Annotated in this window: 18 protein-coding genes and 1 tRNA gene; 12 read left to right on the plus strand and 7 right to left on the minus strand. The window is 58.5% G+C overall.

Annotation, left to right across the window (positions count from 1 at the left end; all coding sequences use genetic code 11):
• Window positions 1–145 precede the first annotated feature (145 nt).
• The 3 genes from glnL to trmL are packed head-to-tail and all read left to right on the plus strand — an operon-like array spanning window position 146 to window position 3,071.
• A complete protein-coding gene (gene glnL / locus IE089_RS09695) occupies window positions 146–1,204 on the plus strand; it encodes a nitrogen regulation protein NR(II) (RefSeq protein ID WP_189477620.1) in 1,059 nt (352 codons plus the stop codon).
• Window positions 1,197–2,603 carry a nitrogen regulation protein NR(I) gene (gene glnG, locus IE089_RS09700; protein ID WP_189477621.1) on the plus strand — a complete coding sequence of 469 codons (1,407 nt, stop codon included), beginning with the start codon at window positions 1,197–1,199 and terminating at the stop codon, window positions 2,601–2,603. The genes glnL and glnG overlap by 8 nt, the downstream gene beginning before the upstream one ends.
• Before the next feature lie 3 nt (window positions 2,604–2,606).
• Entirely contained in the window at window positions 2,607–3,071 is a 465-nt protein-coding gene (gene trmL, locus IE089_RS09705) for a tRNA (uridine(34)/cytosine(34)/5-carboxymethylaminomethyluridine(34)-2'-O)-methyltransferase TrmL (protein WP_189477622.1), read from the plus strand.
• A 104-nt stretch (window positions 3,072–3,175) separates the two neighbouring features.
• On the opposite strand, the gene secB is transcribed toward trmL, so the two are convergent.
• From secB to IE089_RS09720, 3 genes are read right to left on the minus strand one after another with little or no spacing between them, the layout of a single operon-like run.
• Window positions 3,176–3,667 carry a protein-export chaperone SecB gene (gene secB, locus IE089_RS09710; protein ID WP_189477623.1) on the minus strand — a complete coding sequence of 164 codons (492 nt, stop codon included), beginning with the start codon at window positions 3,665–3,667 and terminating at the stop codon, window positions 3,176–3,178.
• Window positions 3,668–3,700: 33 nt separating this feature from the next.
• Window positions 3,701–3,961, minus strand: coding sequence for a glutaredoxin 3 (gene grxC, locus IE089_RS09715; RefSeq protein ID WP_189477624.1), 261 nt, complete (start codon window positions 3,959–3,961; stop codon window positions 3,701–3,703).
• A gap of 9 nt (window positions 3,962–3,970) precedes the next feature.
• A complete protein-coding gene (locus tag IE089_RS09720; protein WP_189477625.1) occupies window positions 3,971–4,384 on the minus strand; it encodes a rhodanese-like domain-containing protein in 414 nt (137 codons plus the stop codon).
• A gap of 216 nt (window positions 4,385–4,600) precedes the next feature.
• Here IE089_RS09720 and gpmI point away from each other — a divergent pair, with 216 nt between their 5' ends.
• From gpmI to IE089_RS09740, 4 genes are all read left to right on the plus strand, one after another.
• Window positions 4,601–6,157, plus strand: a complete 1,557-nt coding sequence (gene gpmI, locus IE089_RS09725) for a 2,3-bisphosphoglycerate-independent phosphoglycerate mutase (protein WP_189477626.1) — start codon at window positions 4,601–4,603, stop codon at window positions 6,155–6,157.
• A 12-nt stretch (window positions 6,158–6,169) separates the two neighbouring features.
• Window positions 6,170–7,315 carry a murein hydrolase activator EnvC family protein gene (locus IE089_RS09730; RefSeq protein ID WP_189477627.1) on the plus strand — a complete coding sequence of 382 codons (1,146 nt, stop codon included), beginning with the start codon at window positions 6,170–6,172 and terminating at the stop codon, window positions 7,313–7,315.
• 72 nt (window positions 7,316–7,387) lie between these two features.
• Window positions 7,388–8,704, plus strand: coding sequence for a S41 family peptidase (locus IE089_RS09735; protein ID WP_189477628.1), 1,317 nt, complete (start codon window positions 7,388–7,390; stop codon window positions 8,702–8,704).
• On the plus strand, window positions 8,701–9,561 hold the full coding sequence (locus tag IE089_RS09740) for a divergent polysaccharide deacetylase family protein (RefSeq protein WP_189477629.1): 861 nt from the start codon (window positions 8,701–8,703) through the stop codon (window positions 9,559–9,561). The genes IE089_RS09735 and IE089_RS09740 overlap by 4 nt, the downstream gene beginning before the upstream one ends.
• Here IE089_RS09740 and hisF read toward each other — a convergent pair.
• From hisF to hisB, 4 genes are read right to left on the minus strand one after another with little or no spacing between them, the layout of a single operon-like run.
• Window positions 9,525–10,298 carry an imidazole glycerol phosphate synthase subunit HisF gene (gene hisF, locus IE089_RS09745; RefSeq protein WP_189477630.1) on the minus strand — a complete coding sequence of 258 codons (774 nt, stop codon included), beginning with the start codon at window positions 10,296–10,298 and terminating at the stop codon, window positions 9,525–9,527. The genes IE089_RS09740 and hisF overlap by 37 nt on opposite strands.
• Complete coding sequence (hisA, locus tag IE089_RS09750; RefSeq protein ID WP_189477631.1) at window positions 10,299–11,036, minus strand: 1-(5-phosphoribosyl)-5-[(5-phosphoribosylamino)methylideneamino]imidazole-4-carboxamide isomerase; 738 nt, start codon at window positions 11,034–11,036, stop codon at window positions 10,299–10,301.
• Window positions 11,030–11,680 (minus strand): imidazole glycerol phosphate synthase subunit HisH, encoded by a 651-nt coding sequence (gene hisH / locus IE089_RS09755; protein ID WP_189477632.1) that lies wholly within the window; start codon window positions 11,678–11,680, stop codon window positions 11,030–11,032. The genes hisA and hisH overlap by 7 nt, the downstream gene beginning before the upstream one ends.
• A gap of 31 nt (window positions 11,681–11,711) precedes the next feature.
• Window positions 11,712–12,305: an imidazoleglycerol-phosphate dehydratase HisB gene (gene hisB, locus IE089_RS09760; RefSeq protein ID WP_189477633.1), complete on the minus strand. Its 594-nt coding sequence runs from the start codon at window positions 12,303–12,305 to the stop codon at window positions 11,712–11,714.
• A 140-nt stretch (window positions 12,306–12,445) separates the two neighbouring features.
• On the opposite strand from hisB, the gene mutY reads away from it, so the two are divergent.
• From mutY to IE089_RS09785, 5 genes are all read left to right on the plus strand, one after another.
• Entirely contained in the window at window positions 12,446–13,525 is a 1,080-nt protein-coding gene (gene mutY, locus IE089_RS09765) for an A/G-specific adenine glycosylase (RefSeq protein ID WP_189477634.1), read from the plus strand.
• Window positions 13,522–13,794 (plus strand): oxidative damage protection protein, encoded by a 273-nt coding sequence (locus IE089_RS09770; protein ID WP_189477635.1) that lies wholly within the window; start codon window positions 13,522–13,524, stop codon window positions 13,792–13,794. Before mutY ends, IE089_RS09770 begins: the two co-directional genes overlap by 4 nt.
• A gap of 65 nt (window positions 13,795–13,859) precedes the next feature.
• A tRNA-Phe gene (locus tag IE089_RS09775) sits at window positions 13,860–13,935 on the plus strand.
• Between the two features lie 139 nt (window positions 13,936–14,074).
• Window positions 14,075–15,316, plus strand: a complete 1,242-nt coding sequence (locus IE089_RS09780; protein WP_189477636.1) for an amidohydrolase family protein — start codon at window positions 14,075–14,077, stop codon at window positions 15,314–15,316.
• 93 nt (window positions 15,317–15,409) lie between these two features.
• A complete protein-coding gene (locus IE089_RS09785; RefSeq protein WP_189477637.1) occupies window positions 15,410–15,811 on the plus strand; it encodes a GFA family protein in 402 nt (133 codons plus the stop codon).
• Window positions 15,812–15,852 lie beyond the last annotated feature (41 nt).

The raw sequence follows: 15,852 nt of genomic DNA on the forward strand, positions 1-15,852 counted from the left end.
AGTAAGCACTCGCTATCGCCAGAACACCGACAAATTGTGGCACGGAAAGATAGTTGGACCGATGCCCTCTTTTGGCTCTGTTTTTGCTCTGTAAACGCAGAATACAAGAAGCCACCCCCTCTACCAATGCGGTCCCCGTTGATCAATGAACCAGCAGGACATACTCGACAACATCAGCGCGGGCATTATTGCTCTCACTCCAGCGCTCGCTGTGTCAGCCATTAACTCGGCGGGCGAAGCACTGCTGCAGGTGTCTGCGTCGCGGGTGATCGGCGAGCATGCGGGGGCCCTGCTGATTGACAACGAAGAGTGGGTGAGCATTCTCAAAGAGGCCATGCAGGAGAACGTCCCGCTGGTCAGACGTGGCATTAACCTCACCCTCCACACCGGTCAGGCGGTGCCTGTGGATCTCATCATCACCCCGGTGAACAGCCAGGCCTCAGTCGCAGGTTTATTGCTGGAGCTGCAGCCCGTAGACAGGCTGTTGCGCATCAGTAGAGAGGAGAGTCTGCTGAATTCGCAGATGACCACACGGGCCGTGGTTCGAGGGCTGGCCCATGAAATCAAGAACCCATTGGGTGGCGTCAGGGGCGCGGCACAGCTGTTAGCGCGAGAGCTGCCCGACGAATCGTTGTCCGAATACACCACCATTATCATTCAGGAGGCTGACCGGCTGCGGGATTTGGTGGATCGCCTGCTGGGGCCCGATCGCCAGCCCAGCCTAAGCCCCATCAATGTGCACGAGGTGCTGGAGCACGTGCGGCACCTGATCTGTGTGGAGGCAGGGTCGGAAGACATTGTGGAGCGCGATTACGACCCCAGCATCCCCGATATTCCGGGCGACCGTACCCAACTGGTGCAGGCAGTGCTCAACATTATGCGCAATGCCCTGCAGGCCAGCGAACATCAGAGCGCCTGCCGTATTCAATTGCGCACCCGCTCCCAACGGCAGTTCACCATTGGCACCACACGCCACCGCCTGGTGTGCCGGGTGGATATTGTTGATAACGGTCCCGGCATACCCGAGGACCTGCAACAGGCCGTGTTTATGCCCATGGTCACCGGACGTGCCGAGGGCACTGGCCTGGGGCTGTCGATTTCACAATCTATTATCAATCGCCACGGGGGCCTGCTGGAGTGTGACAGCCAGCCAGGAGCTACCCGATTCTCTTTCTATATTCCCATGGACCACACACATGCCTAAATCAGCAACAGTCTGGGTAGTGGACGATGACAGCTCTATCCGTTGGGTGCTTGAGCGCGCGCTTACACAGGCAGGGATTGCCAACGAAACCTTCGACAGTGCCGACGCAATGCTGGAACGTATCGACCACGCCAGGCCCGACGTGATTGTGAGCGACATTCGTATGCCAGGTACCGACGGTCTGGCCCTGCTTGAACGCCTGGGAGAGATAGATCCCAACCTCCCCGTGATTATCACCACCGCGCACTCGGATCTGGACAGTGCGGTCACCTCTTATCAAAAAGGGGCCTTTGAATACCTGCCGAAGCCCTTCGACATCGATGAGGTAGTGGCAATCACCGAACGTGCCATTGCCCACGCGAACGAGCGCCAAAGCGAAACCGCCGTTGCCGAGGACAGCGAGGAGCACACCGAGATTATTGGTGAAGCGCCGGCTATGCAGGAGGTATTTCGTGCCATCGGCCGATTAGCACACAGCAATATTACGGTGCTTATTAACGGCGAATCCGGCACCGGCAAAGAACTGGTGGCCCAGGCGCTGCATCGCCATAGCCCGCGTGCAAACGCGCCGTTCATTGCGCTGAACATGGCGGCCATCCCCAGAGACCTCATGGAGTCGGAGCTCTTTGGCCACGAAAAAGGCGCTTTCACCGGTGCCAATGCCAAGCGGCAAGGCCGCTTTGAGCAAGCCGATGGCGGCACCCTGTTTCTGGATGAGATCGGCGACATGCCTGCCGAAACACAAACGCGTTTACTGCGGGTGCTGGCGGACGGCGAGTTCTACCGCGTCGGCGGGCACACGCCGGTTAAGGTCGATGTGCGCATCATTGCCGCCACACACCAGGATCTGGAGAGCCTGGTGCAGAAGGGCGATTTTCGCGAGGACCTGTTCCATCGCCTGAACGTGATCCGCATTCATATTCCCAAACTGTCAGAGCGGCGCGAAGATATCCCCCGCCTCATGCGGTACTTCTTCCAACGGGCGGCCGAAGAGCTGGGCGGGGAACCCCGCGTGCTGCTGCCAGAAACTGAAACATTCCTTACCGGCCTCGAATGGCCGGGCAACGTGCGCCAGTTGGAGAACACCTGCCGCTGGATAACGGTGATGGCCTCCGGCCGGGAGATTCATCTCAGCGACCTGCCGCCAGAACTGGGAAAACCTGCCGAACCAGTAGCCGAAGAACGGCAGAGCGACTGGCGGGACCAACTCTCTCGCTGGGCGCAAAATCAGCTGGTTCAGGGTAAACACCATATTCTCCGCCAGGCAACACCCGCCTTCGAACGAGCCATGATCGAAGTGGCGCTGCAGCACAGTCAGGGGCGTAAACGTGACGCGGCCGAGCTGCTGGGCTGGGGCAGGAACACCCTAACGCGAAAGATGAAAGAACTGGGAATGTAAGCCTTGTTACACCTGGTGCTTTACCAGCCCGAGATTCCTCCCAATACCGGCAACATTATTCGCCTGTGCGCCAATACCGGGGTGCAATTACATATCATTGAGCCCATGGGTTTCGAGTGGGACGACAAACGCCTGCGCCGTGCAGGCTTGGACTACCGTGAGTTCGCCGCTGTACAGCGGCACGCCTCACTGCAAGAGTTTCAGGAGAACGTCAGACCAGCACAGCTGTTTGCCGTGAGTACGCGCGGTGACCAGCACTACCACGAACTGGCTTACCAGCCAGGGGATGCGCTGATGTTAGGGCCGGAAACCCGCGGGCTGCCCGATGAGGTGCTTGATCAACTGGGACGCGAACATTGCCTGCGTATCCCAATGCAGGCGCACAGCCGCTCCCTCAATCTAAGCAATGCAGCTGCAGTACTTGTGTATGAGGCGTTACGGCAACTGGAGTTTCCCGGGCTGCAGTAGTGCGCGGTTGAAAATCACGACAATGGGAATACAAAAAAGGGAGGCTATCGCCTCCCTTTTTCTAATGATCGCCGGATGCGTGATCGCACCCAACAATCAACGCCTTACTGCGTGGTTGTGCTCGCGCCAGATTCAGCCTGGGCTTGCGTCATCGCCTGCTGATACAGCGCTTCAAAGTTAACAGGCGCCAGCATTACGGGCGGGAAACCACCCTTGGTGCACAGCGAGTCGATGTTCTCACGCGCATAGGGGAACAGGATGGTGGGCGCAGCAGTGCCCATCACCAGGCGCGCTGCCTCACCTTCAAGGCCGGTCACCAGGAAAATACCGGCCTGCTGCACCTCCACCAGGTAAGCGGTTTCTTCTTCAATCTTGGCAGTCAGTGTGATGGTCAGAACCACCTCAAAGTTGCCCTCGTCATCAATGGCTTCACTGCGCGTATTCAGATCGACATTAATTGCGGGCTGCCACTGCTTGCGAAACACGTTCGGCGTTCCGGGTGATTCAAAGGAAACATCTTTGGTGTAAATGCGCTGCAGTGCAAAGCTCTGTTGAGCCTGGTCGCCTTGTGCGGCGGCTGCTTGTTCTTCGGCCATGGTGCCGTCCTCCAGTAATAAATCGCTTTGGCGTCAGGACGCCTGATTAAGTAATTCGTCCAGCTTGCCCTGTCTGTCGAGCGCAGCTATATCGTCAAATCCACCCACATGCTGATCCCCGATCCAGATCTGGGGCACGGTGTGCCTGCCACTTAGCTGCATCATCTCGCGTCGCAACTCCGGGTCTGCATCAACGGCAATGTCAGTGAAGGCAACGCCCTTGCTTTCCAGCAGCATGCGCGCTCGCATGCAGTAGGGGCAGAGTCGGGTGGTGTACATCTTTACATCGGCCATGGTGCTACCTCAGCGAATCGTGGGCAGTTGCAGATTGCCCCACTCCATCATGCCGCCGGCCATCTTGTAGACCTTCTCGAAGCCCGCTGCGCGCAGCTGCTTGCCAGCGGCGCCAGACTGTTGGCCCATCTTGCAGACAAGTACCACAGGCTTATCTCGGTACTTGTCCAACTCAGGCATGCGTTCGGCCAGTTTTGCCAGCGGAATATGGGTCGAATCCACAATGTGACCCTGCTTGAAGTCTTTACCGTCACGCAGGTCAACGAAGATGCCGTCTTCAGCATTGACCAGGTTGATCGCCTGCTGGGGCGTCACACTGGGTCCCGCCTTGCGGGACTCGTGGAATATCAGCATACCCACAGCGGCAAGCAGTGCAGCCACCAGGATCCATTGCTGACCCAGGAACTCGAAAAATAGCGCCATGATTGGTGAGTCTTGTCGTCGTCCAGCGCACCGGAAGGCCCGGATACCCACGCTGGGGGTAATGGAAAGGGTCGCAAGTATACAGACTGTGAAAGGCGCGCTCTACCCCCGAGATTTCGGGCGTGGGCGCCGTGCCAGCCCCGCCAAGACAGGGTAAAATGCGCCCCTTTCCCACGCACCTTAAACCGGGTGCCATATTACGGAGCAGCCCCCTCAATGAGCGTCGCCGACAAGAAAACCACCGTCTTGATCGTATTGGATGGCTGGGGCTACCGCGAGGAGAGCCGCGACAATGCCATCGCCAATGGCAAAACGCCCGTTTGGGACCGCCTGTGGCGGGATAATCCCCACACACTGGTGTCCGGTTCAGGGCTGGACGTGGGGCTGCCGGAAGGCCAAATGGGCAACTCGGAAGTTGGCCACATGAGTCTGGGCGCAGGCCGGGTGATCTACCAGAACATTACCCGTATTGACCAAGCCATTGCCGACGGCAGTTTTGATGAAAACCCCGCATACACACAGGCCATTGATGCCGCCGTTTTAGCCAATGGCGCTGTGCATGTGATGGGCCTGCTATCGCCGGGGGGCGTTCACTCTCATGAAGACCAGATATTTGCTGCCATAAAACTGGCCGCCAAACGCGGCGCCCAGCGCGTTTATCTGCACGCGTTTCTGGATGGGCGCGACACCCCACCGCGAAGTGCCATGGCATCGCTGGAAAAAGCCGGCGATCTGTTTGCACAGTTGCAATGCGGCCGGGTAGCCAGCATCACCGGGCGCTACTTCGCCATGGACCGGGACAATCGCTGGGACCGTATCGAGCAGGCTTACTCGCTGCTCACTGAAGGTTCAGCGCCCCACCGCAGTGGGAACGCCATCGCTGCGCTCGATGCCGCGTACGCGCGGGATGAGAACGACGAATTTGTTCTGCCCACCGTCATTGCGGCAGAGGGAGAGAGCCCAGCCACAATCAATGATGGCGATACGGTACTGTTCATGAATTTCCGCGCCGACCGGGCACGGCAGCTGACCCATGCGATGGTGGACGAGGCGTTTACCGGCTTTACGCGCAACAAAGTGCCAGCGCTGTCCGGCTTTGTGATGACCACAGAATACGCCGGTGATATCCAGGCACCCTGCGCGTTCCCGCCAGAATCTCTCACCAACGTGCTGGGCGACTACATTGCACAGCGAGGCATGACTCAGCTGCGTATTGCAGAGACCGAGAAGTACGCTCACGTGACTTTTTTCTTTAGTGGCGGACGCGAGGATGAGTTTGCGGGTGAAAACCGGATCATGATTCCCTCACCTGACGTGGCCACCTACGACTTGAAGCCGGAGATGAGTGCACCGGAGCTCACTGATCAGCTAGTGGAAGCCATAGAGTCAGGCCAGTACGACTTGGTAGTCTGTAACTACGCCAATGGCGACATGGTGGGACATACCGGCGTTTACGAGGCTGCCGTAAAAGCAGTAGAAGCGCTGGATACCTGCCTGGGCCGCGTGGAGCAGGCGGTGCTCAACTCGGGCGCACAAGCGCTGATCACCGCCGACCATGGGAACTGCGAGCAAATGATCGATTACGAGTCCGGACAACATCACACCCAGCACACCACCGAGCACGTTCCGCTGGTCTATGTGGGTAATGACGCGGTCACACTGGATGCCCGTGGCGGGATTCTGGCGGATATTGCACCCTCACTGTTGGCACTGATGCATCTTGAGCAACCTCCTGAAATGACGGGTAACAGCCTGGTCAGCCTCGCTGACTAAGGCGTGAAAGGCTTGCGCACTGCCCTCGCTCTTTGCGGCTGGCTCATCGGGTTGAATATCGCGCCCTTGGCGCTGGCGCAATCGGATGAAGAACAGGCACGGGAGCAATTACAGACTCTGCGCGGCCAGATTCAGGAGATTAACCGCACCCTTCAGCGTGATCGCGGACGCCGCGACACGCTGCAATCCCAGCTACGTGAAGCAGAAAAAGAACTGGGCGACATTCAGCGCGACATACGCGGCATCCAGGCAGACATTGAAGCAGGACAGGCTCGCATAGCTGAGCTCGATCAACAGGGGGCTGCCCTCGGCAAGGCGCGTGATGAGCAGCAGGCGCGGATCGCGGCGGAGATGCGTACCGCTTGGCAATTGGGACAGCAGGGGCACCTGAAAATCCTGCTGAACCAGGAAGACCCTCAAACCGTGGCACGCACCCTCACCTACTATCGCTACTTTTTCGATGCCCGGGACGAACTGATTGGCGAGTACCGGCAGACCCTGCGCGAGCTGGATGAGATACAGGCTGGGATAGCGGCTGAGAACCAGGCGCTGGACCAACGCCAAAGCGCAATGGAGCAGCGTCGCACGCAACTGGCCAGAGCCAGCGCCACCCGCGAGGAGGCCGTGGCTGCACTCAATGCCCGCATATCAGATCAGGGCACCCAGCTAAAAACCCTCGAGGCGGACAGGGCGAGACTGGAAGAGCTGCTGCAAAGTATCGAGCGCGCAGTGAGTGAACTGGAGGTGCCGGAAGACTACAAGGACTTTGCCGCGGCTCGTGGCGCAATGCCCTGGCCACTGGCGGGCAAACGCAGCAACCGCTTCGGCCGCTCCAGAAACGCCGGGAAGATGCGCTGGCAGGGTGTGAACATTCCCGCGCGCGAGGGTGACACCGTCAGCGCGATTCACCACGGCCGTGTTGTCTACGCCGACTGGTTCAGGGGCTCAGGCCTATTGATGATCATTGATCACGGCGACGGCTACATGAGTCTGTATGCTCATAACCAGAGTTTGCTGAGAGACGTCGGGGAATGGGTTACCGGCGGCATGCCCATCAGCACCGTTGGCAGCAGCGGCGGGCAACAGCAGGCCGGGCTGTACTTCGAAATCCGCAAAGATGGCAAACCGGTTGATCCTGCGCGCTGGTGCGAGGGCTAATTTTTTGCCCGGCGATTGCGCTACACTGACCTAATTGTGGTCTAAGCAGCCATTAGGCTGTGGAGCAGTAACATGAGGACAAACCCCCTTTCTAACGCCTTGGGCGCGGCGCTTTTGGCGCTGGGCATGGCCCTGCCGGTGACCGCTGTCGAGGAACAGTCGCGTCTGCCACTGGATGAGTTGCGCACCTTTGCTGATGTCTTCAACCAGATTCGCAGCGGCTATGTGGAAGAGATCGATGACAGCACACTGCTGGAATACGCCATTCAAGGGATGCTAACCGGCCTTGATCCCCACTCCTCCTACCTCAGCCGCGACGCCTTCCAGGACCTTCAAACCAGCACCACGGGTGAGTTCTCCGGGCTGGGGCTGGAGGTCAACATGGAAGATGGCTACGTCAAGATCATAGCCCCCATTGACGGCTCGCCGGCGGCAGACGCGGGCCTGCAAACCGGCGATATCATCATCAAATTAGGCAGCGTTCCCGTGAAAGGCATGAGCCTCAACGAGGCCATCGAATTGATGCGTGGCCCCAAGGGCAGCGAGATAGAGCTGACGGTTGGGCGCCCGGGAGACGGCCAACCGTTCACCGTCACCCTGAAACGGGACACCATCAAGGTAGCCAGTGTGCGCCAACGCTTTCTGGAGCCTGGTTACGGTTACATCCGCATCGCGCAATTTCAGAGCAACACTGGCGCCGATGTACAAAGCTCCCTGCAGAAGCTGGCGAAAGAGCAATCGCTGAAGGGGCTGGTGCTGGACCTGCGAAATAACCCCGGTGGTGTACTGCGCGCCAGCGTTGATGTGGCCGGACTGTTCATGGAGGGCGGGACCGTGGTGTATACCGAGGGCCGTTTGCCCAACTCCGATACCAGCTACGACGCCTCCGAGGAAGACGCCAGCAAGGGCGTGCCCCTGATTGTGCTGATTAATGGCGGCTCTGCCAGTGCCTCGGAGATTGTTGCAGGTGCTCTGCAGGACAACGCCCGCGCCGTGATCATGGGTACGCCGAGTTTCGGCAAGGGCTCTGTACAAACCGTGATGCCGATTTCTGAATCACGTGCGGTGAAGCTCACCACAGCGCTTTACTTCACCCCTAACGGGCGCTCCATTCAGGCCGAAGGGATAGACCCGGATGTGTTTGTTGAGCGGGCCAAAGTAACCACCTTTAGCGAAGCAGGCAGGGTAAGCGAAGCCGACCTATCTGGCCATTTGTCCAACGGGAATGGGCGCAGTTCCAGCGAGAAAAGCCGCGCCAGTGGATTGTTGTCCACGGACAACCAGCTCTACGAGGCACTGGTGTTGCTGAAAGGTATCAATGTGCTGGGTAGGCATGGCAGTGCAAAAGCCACCGCCGAACCGGTTGCCAGCGTTACACCCGGAGCGTGAGAGCAGCACCTGCATCAGCCGCGTTACTGCTCGCGTTTACACTGCTTGTTACCTCAGGGGCTCAGTCGAATACCGACTGCACCCCCTCCACTCGCACCAGTGATGCTCGCCCACAAGTGGTGATCATCATCGATGATATTGGTCATCGCTTCGACACCGGTCGTGCCGCCGCCAAGCTACCGGGGCGCATCACCCTCGCCGTGCTACCCGACGCACCCCACGCACAAACCCTGGCCTGGCTGGGCGAAGCCCGCGGCAAGGAAATCATGCTGCATGCGCCCATGGCCAGTCAGCGCGACACCGGTTATGAGGAGCCTGAAACGCTGACAGACTCTCTGGCTGAGCAGGAATTTACCGCCTTATTGCTTAAGCAAGTTGCCTCAGTGCCGGGTGTGCGGGGCGTCAATAACCACATGGGCAGCGAGCTAACTCGCCAGCAGGAGCCGATGGATTGGTTGATGAAAGTGCTGGCCGCGCGCAAGCTCTATTTTGTTGATTCACGCACCACAGCCGACACCGTCGCCACGACGGCAGCAGAACAGGCAGGGGTGCCTCATTTGTCGCGTAGCGTCTTCCTGGACAACGACACCGACACTGCAGCCATTGCGGCGCGCTTTGAAGAAACCCTGGCTGTCGCCAAACGTAATGGCTATGCCATAGCCATTGGCCATCCCCATCCCCAGACACTGGAATACCTGAGCAAAACACTGCCCGAGCTGAGAGATAGAGGTTATCGCTTGAGTTGGCCCTCTGAGATTCTGAGGGCTGAGAGTGAGGCACTGACGACGTCAGGCGCGGTAGGCGAGGCGGAGCACGCCTGTTACAGCCGTACCTCGATGCCGCGCGCAGCCATGTAAGCTTTGGCCTCGGGCACCGTGTACTCGCCGAAATGGAAGATACTAGCGGCCAGGACCGCATCGGCGCCCCCTTCAAGTACACCATCCACAAGGTGATCGAGATTGCCCACACCGCCTGATGCGATCACGGGAATCTCCACCGCATCGGTGATAGCGCGGGTTACCCCCAGCTCGAACCCGTTCTTGGTGCCGTCGCGGTCCATACTGGTCAGAAGAATTTCGCCCGCGCCTAAGTCGGCCATCTTGCGCGCCCACGCGACCGCATCAATACCAGTGGGCTTACGACCCCCGTGGGTGAAGATCTCATAACGGGGCTGGCCGTCCACATCGCCTACCCGCTTGGCATCGATGGCGACAACAATGCACTGCGAGCCAAAACGTTGCGCCGCATCGCGCACTAATTCCGGATTGTGAATAGCCGCGGTGTTGATACTCACCTTGTCGGCACCGGCATTAAGCATGGTGCGAATATCATCCACCGAGCGAATTCCGCCACCAACAGTGAGCGGGATAAACACCTGTTCGGCGATACGCTCCACCGTGTGCACGGTGGTATCTCGCCCTTCGTGACTGGCCGTGATATCGAGAAACGTGACTTCATCCGCGCCCTGGTCGTTATAGCGCTGGGCAATCTCAACGGGGTCACCGGCATCCCGTATGTCCACGAAGTTCACGCCTTTAACAACGCGCCCGTTCTCAACATCCAGGCAGGGAATGATGCGTTTGGCCAATGCCATTCAGGCAGCCTCACCATCGCAATGCGCCTGGGCCTCGGCGACATCCAGCGTACCTTCATAAATGGCGCGGCCAGTGATGGCGCCGGAAATTCCCTGCGAAGCAACAGCGGCCAGCGCACGAATGTCATCCATATTGGTAATGCCGCCTGAAGCGATCACCGGGATTGAAGAGGCCTGGGCCATCGTTACCGTGGCTTCCACATTCACTCCTTGCATCATGCCGTCTCTCGCGATGTCGGTGTAAACGATGGCAGAGACACCGTCAGCCTCAAACTGTTTGGCCAGATCCGTTGCCAGCACATCTGACACTTCCGCCCAACCGTCGGTGGCCACCCGCCCTTCTTTGGCATCCAGACCCACGATGACCTTGCCCGGGAAGGCACGGCAGGCCTGTGCAACAAACGCGGGTTCCTTCACTGCCTTGGTGCCAATGATCACGTAGCTCACGCCGGCGCGCACATAGTGTTCTATGGTCTCGAGGCTACGAATACCACCCCCGATCTGAATAGGAAGCTCTGGGAAAGCCGCGGCGATGGACGTCACAACGCCGCCGTTTACTGGCTCACCCGCAAAGGCGCCGTTTAAGTCGACAAGGTGCAGCCGCCGGCAGCCCGCGTCCACCCAGCGCTGGGCCATCGCCACCGGGTCATCGGAAAACACCGTGCTGTCATCCATCAGGCCCTGGCGCAGTCGCACACATGCGCCGTCCTTGAGATCGATCGCGGGGATAATCAGCATTGTCCGTTCCAATTCACAAAATTTTTAAGGAGGGTCAGTCCGGCGGTCGCGCTCTTCTCCGGGTGAAACTGCACGGCGAAGAGGTTGTCCCTGGCCAGTGCGGCATCGGCGGAAACGCCGTAATCGACCGACGCAGCCACCATTTCCCGGTCGGTCGCTGCCACGTAGTAGCTGTGTACGAAGTAGAACCGGGTTCGGTCTGCTATGCCCGCCCAGAGCGGGTGCGCCTTCATTTGCTGTACCTCGTTCCAGCCCATGTGCGGCACCTTCAGACGAGTGCCCTCGCTGTCAGTTAGCGGATTCCCAAAGTATCGAACCTCACCATCGATCAGGCTCAGGCAGTCCACACCCTCATTTTCATCAGAGCGCTGCAGCAATGCCTGCATACCCACGCAGATCGCCAGCACGGGCTTGTGCTGTTCTACCAGTGCTGATCGCAGTAATTCGTCACAGCGCAGGCGCCGGATTTCCGCCATACAATCGCGGATAGCGCCCACACCGGGAAAAACCACCCGATCTGCCTCTGCAATAACGGCCGCATCATGGGTCACCAGCACTTCACCTGCGCCCACGTGCTCCAGTGCGCTGGCCACCGAATGAAGGTTACCCATGCCGTAATCAATAACCGCGACTTTACCGCCCATACACCGCTACCACTGGCCCGAAAAATGGGCCTTACAGAACACCCTTGGTCGATGGCGTAATACCCGCCATCGCCGGGTCGGCCGTTAGCGCCATGCGCAACGCCCGACCGAACGCCTTGAATACCGTTTCGGCCTGGTGATGCGTGTTGTCGCCACGGAGGTTATCGATGTGCAAGGTGACCTGGGCGTGGTTGACGAATCCCTGGAAGAACTCCATGAACAGGTCAACATCGAATCCGCCAACAGAACCGCGCGTGAAAGGCACGTCAAACACCACACCGGGGCGGCCTGAGAAATCAATAACAACGCGGGACAGCGCCTCGTCCAGCGGAACGTAGGCGTGGCCATAGCGGTAGATGCCCTTTTTATCACCTACGGCCTGTGCGACTGCCTGGCCCAGTGTGATACCAATGTCCTCGACCGTGTGATGGTCGTCAATGTGCAAATCGCCACGGGCCAGGATGTCCAGGTCAACCATGCCATGACGAGCAATTTGATCCAGCATGTGCTCCAAAAAGGGAACACCCGTGTCAAATTTGGCCTGGCCGGTTCCGTCCAGGTTAATAGACACCGTAATCTGGGTTTCCAGAGTGTCTCGCGTAACAGAGGCCTTGCGCTCAGCCATCGTGCTCTCCAGCATTGGCGCGGGCTGCGACCCGCGAAAAGCGCGGTATTATAGTGGATAGCACAGCCTTATTCACTGGCAGTATTGCGCTGTCGGAAGTATCCTGTTTCTGCTCATTTTAACGTCGCCGATGCTGAGTTTTGCCCGTTTCCGCCCCCGATTTCTCGACCCGCGTACTGGACTGGTTCGATCAGCACGGTCGCAAAGACCTGCCTTGGCAACAGGACATATCACCCTATCGGGTCTGGGTATCGGAGATCATGCTGCAGCAAACGCAGGTGCAGACGGTCATCGGCTACTTCGACCAATTCATGGCATCTTTCCCCACGGTTCACGCATTAGCAGAAGCGCCACAGGATGAGGTGCTGCACCTGTGGACCGGGCTTGGCTATTACGCTCGAGCGCGCAACCTGCACAGCGCCGCCCGCACGGTTTGCGAGCGTCATGCCGGCGTGTTCCCGACAAACGTCGATGCATTGATGGCACTGCCCGGTATCGGCAGATCTACGGCCGGTGCTATTGCCAGCATCGCCATGGAACTCAGGGCGCCCATTCTGGACGGCAATGTGAAACGCGTACTGGCCCGTCATGGCGCAGTGAAGGGCTGGCCCGGAAAAACGGCTGTGGCGAACAAGCTGTGGAGCGCCGCGGAACGCTACACCCCATCAACACGCGTAGCCGACTATACCCAGGCCATGATGGATCTGGGCGCCACACTTTGCACGCGCAGCAAACCCGGCTGCCCTCAATGCCCATTAGCGCGAGACTGCGCGGGACTGGCCAATGGTGATCCCCTGGCCTACCCCGGCAAAAAGCCGAAAAAGACAACACCTGTGCGTCAAACAGTTTTCCTGATGCTGCAAAACCCGGCAGGAGAATGGTTGCTGGAGCAGCGCCCTGCGCAGGGTATCTGGGGAGGGCTTTGGTGTTTTCCAGAACTGGCCAGCGAACAGGATGCCGAGCTGTGGTGTCTGGACGAGTTGGGCGTAGCGCCGGCCAGCAGCCTTGCGTTGCCGCCTTTTCGGCACACGTTCAGCCACTATCATCTGGATATCAGCCCTCTGCATGTCCAACTGCCGGCGCTGGATAGCCGGGTGATGACGAGCGATCGAAGGCTCTGGTATAACACCGGCGCGCCGGCGGCAGTGGGCTTGGCCGCCCCCATCAAAAAGCTGCTTGCTACACTGAACAACGACCACGCACCCGGGAGTCTCTTATGACACGCACTGTCATGTGCAGAAAGTACCAGCAGGAAATGGAGGGCCTTGACGCGCCGCCCTACCCCGGGCCTAAGGGTCAGGAAATATTTGAGTCGATCTCGAAGCAGGCCTGGCAAGACTGGCAGGCTCACCAGACTATGCTGATCAATGAGAAACACCTGAGCCTTGTTGACCCTGAGTCGCGTAAATACTTGCAGGCCGAAATGGACAAATTCTTCGCGGGTGAAGACTATGACAAAGCCGAGGGCTACGTACCGCCCAGCGCCTAAAAGCGGGCCTTGACTCACGCCACCTCTGCGGTTTTAATACGCCCCCTTCGCCGTCAGGCGACCTAGCCCAGATAGCTCAGTTGGTAGAGCAGGGGATTGAAAATCCCCGTGTCGGCAGTTCGATTCTGTCTCTGGGCACCATATTCACAAAAAGCCTCGCAGCCATGCGGGGCTTTTTTTGTTTGCCTCCTTCAGGAATCATTCCTAGGCGTGGGGGACTGGCCACTGCCTGCCATTCGCTCTATGTTGGTAACACCAGCATCTGTGACTCCATCTGAGCATGAGTGACCAGCGAGAAAAAGGGCTATCCCGGCGGGCACTGCTTAAGGGCTTTGCAGCAACCGCGACCTTGCCCATGATCAGCGGCTGCTCGCAGGATGAGCAATCGAGCCGACTTTCCCAAGCAGACATTGATGCGCTGGCAGAACAGCGCGCAGAAGAAGCCCGACTCACAGGCAAAGGCCCTTATGGGCAACAGCGGTACGAAGGATACCGAGGACTCTCCGAATTGCCCTGGTTTGAGCTCGATAACAACATGCAGCTGGTGTGTGTTGATGACAGCATTCCGCTCGGCATCGATGTGCATACCCACCTGGGCATGTCCTATCTGTTTGCCCCGGACATTGACCTTACGCACTCACCGACGCGTGTAAAGCATCTGCTTGATAGCGATGGCGACGGTACCACCATTGACCTCGATGTATACGCCAACGCCAACTTCAGTGAGGCCCAGTTAAAGGTTCTGCAGCGGAATACGATTGCGCAGGGCCTATGGGGTAGCAGCTTTGCCAAGACGCAAACCATCCCTGCGCTTGTGCAGGAGATGAGCGCTATGCGTATTGGGCATTCTGTGCTGTTACCCATAAAAACAGGGCTACCGTTCGGTGATGATCTGACCGAGCGCTGGCGCAACGCCATCCAGGCCACCAATACCCGACAGTCACTCACAGCCGGAGCCTCTGTTTACCCGTGGGATGAAGACAGCGTGCCAGAGTTAAAAGCCCACCTCGCGGCGGGCGCCAAGGTAATAAAGCTGCACCCCACGGTACAGTCGTTTTATCCCGATGACACCCGGCTCATGCCACTCTATGAAGAGCTGGAGCGCGCAGGCGCTGTGCTGTTCTTTCATGGGGGTCGGGCCGGCATAGAGCCTGATTCTCGCCAGCCCTACGCGGTTCCGCTTCACTACGAAGCGGTGCTGGCCGATTTTCCAAAGTTGCAGGTGGTTATGGGGCATGCGGGGGCGCGTGACCAGGCAGCCATGACAGAGCTGGCAACCCGCTATGACAATGCCTGGCTGGGCATACACGGCCAGGGCGTGAGCCGGCTGGAAGACATCATCAACCGAACCGGTGGCGAGCGACTGCTGTTTGGCTCGGACTGGCCGTTCTATCACATCGGAATGTCGCTGGCGAAGGTGCTGATTTGCACTCGGGATGCATCCCGCCAAGGTATTCGCAAAAAGATTCTGCAGGACAATGCATTGCAGCTGATGCCACAGCTCAGGGACAGCGTTAACTAGCGGATGGGAGAGATCGAAGTACGCAGCCACGTCAGCAATACTCAACAACGATCGTTTGGTGGTAGTCACATAAGTTAAAGGAGGCTTTTCAACATGCCGAAGGGACACTGTTTGTGCGGAGAGATACGGTTTTCGTGGGAGCCACCTTCGGGCGGTAGCTCACACTGCCACTGTTCGCAGTGTCAGTATTCTCATGGTGCGGCGGTTGTTACCTGGGTGTCTGTTCCTACCAGTGATCTGACCCTGGAAGGCAGGGAATTCCTCAAGTGGTATGCCTCATCGGAGAGCGCACAACGCGGTTTCTGCACCAACTGTGGATCCAGTCTGTTTTTTAAACCTGCCAACTACCCGGAAGAGATTCACGTTACACGTGCCAATATCGCGGGCGATCTGGACGTTGAGCCACATATGCACATTTACTTTAACGGTGAGCCAAGTTGGTTTAAGGAAAACGACGGCCTGCCTCGGTACGCCAATGACCCCGAAGACCCCTGAGCAGTTCCGGGTTACGTAGGTCGAGGCAACACGGCAGCTGT

Source organism: Parahalioglobus pacificus, assembly GCF_014652275.1.
In the GTDB taxonomy this organism is placed as follows: domain Bacteria; phylum Pseudomonadota; class Gammaproteobacteria; order Pseudomonadales; family Halieaceae; genus Parahalioglobus; species Parahalioglobus pacificus.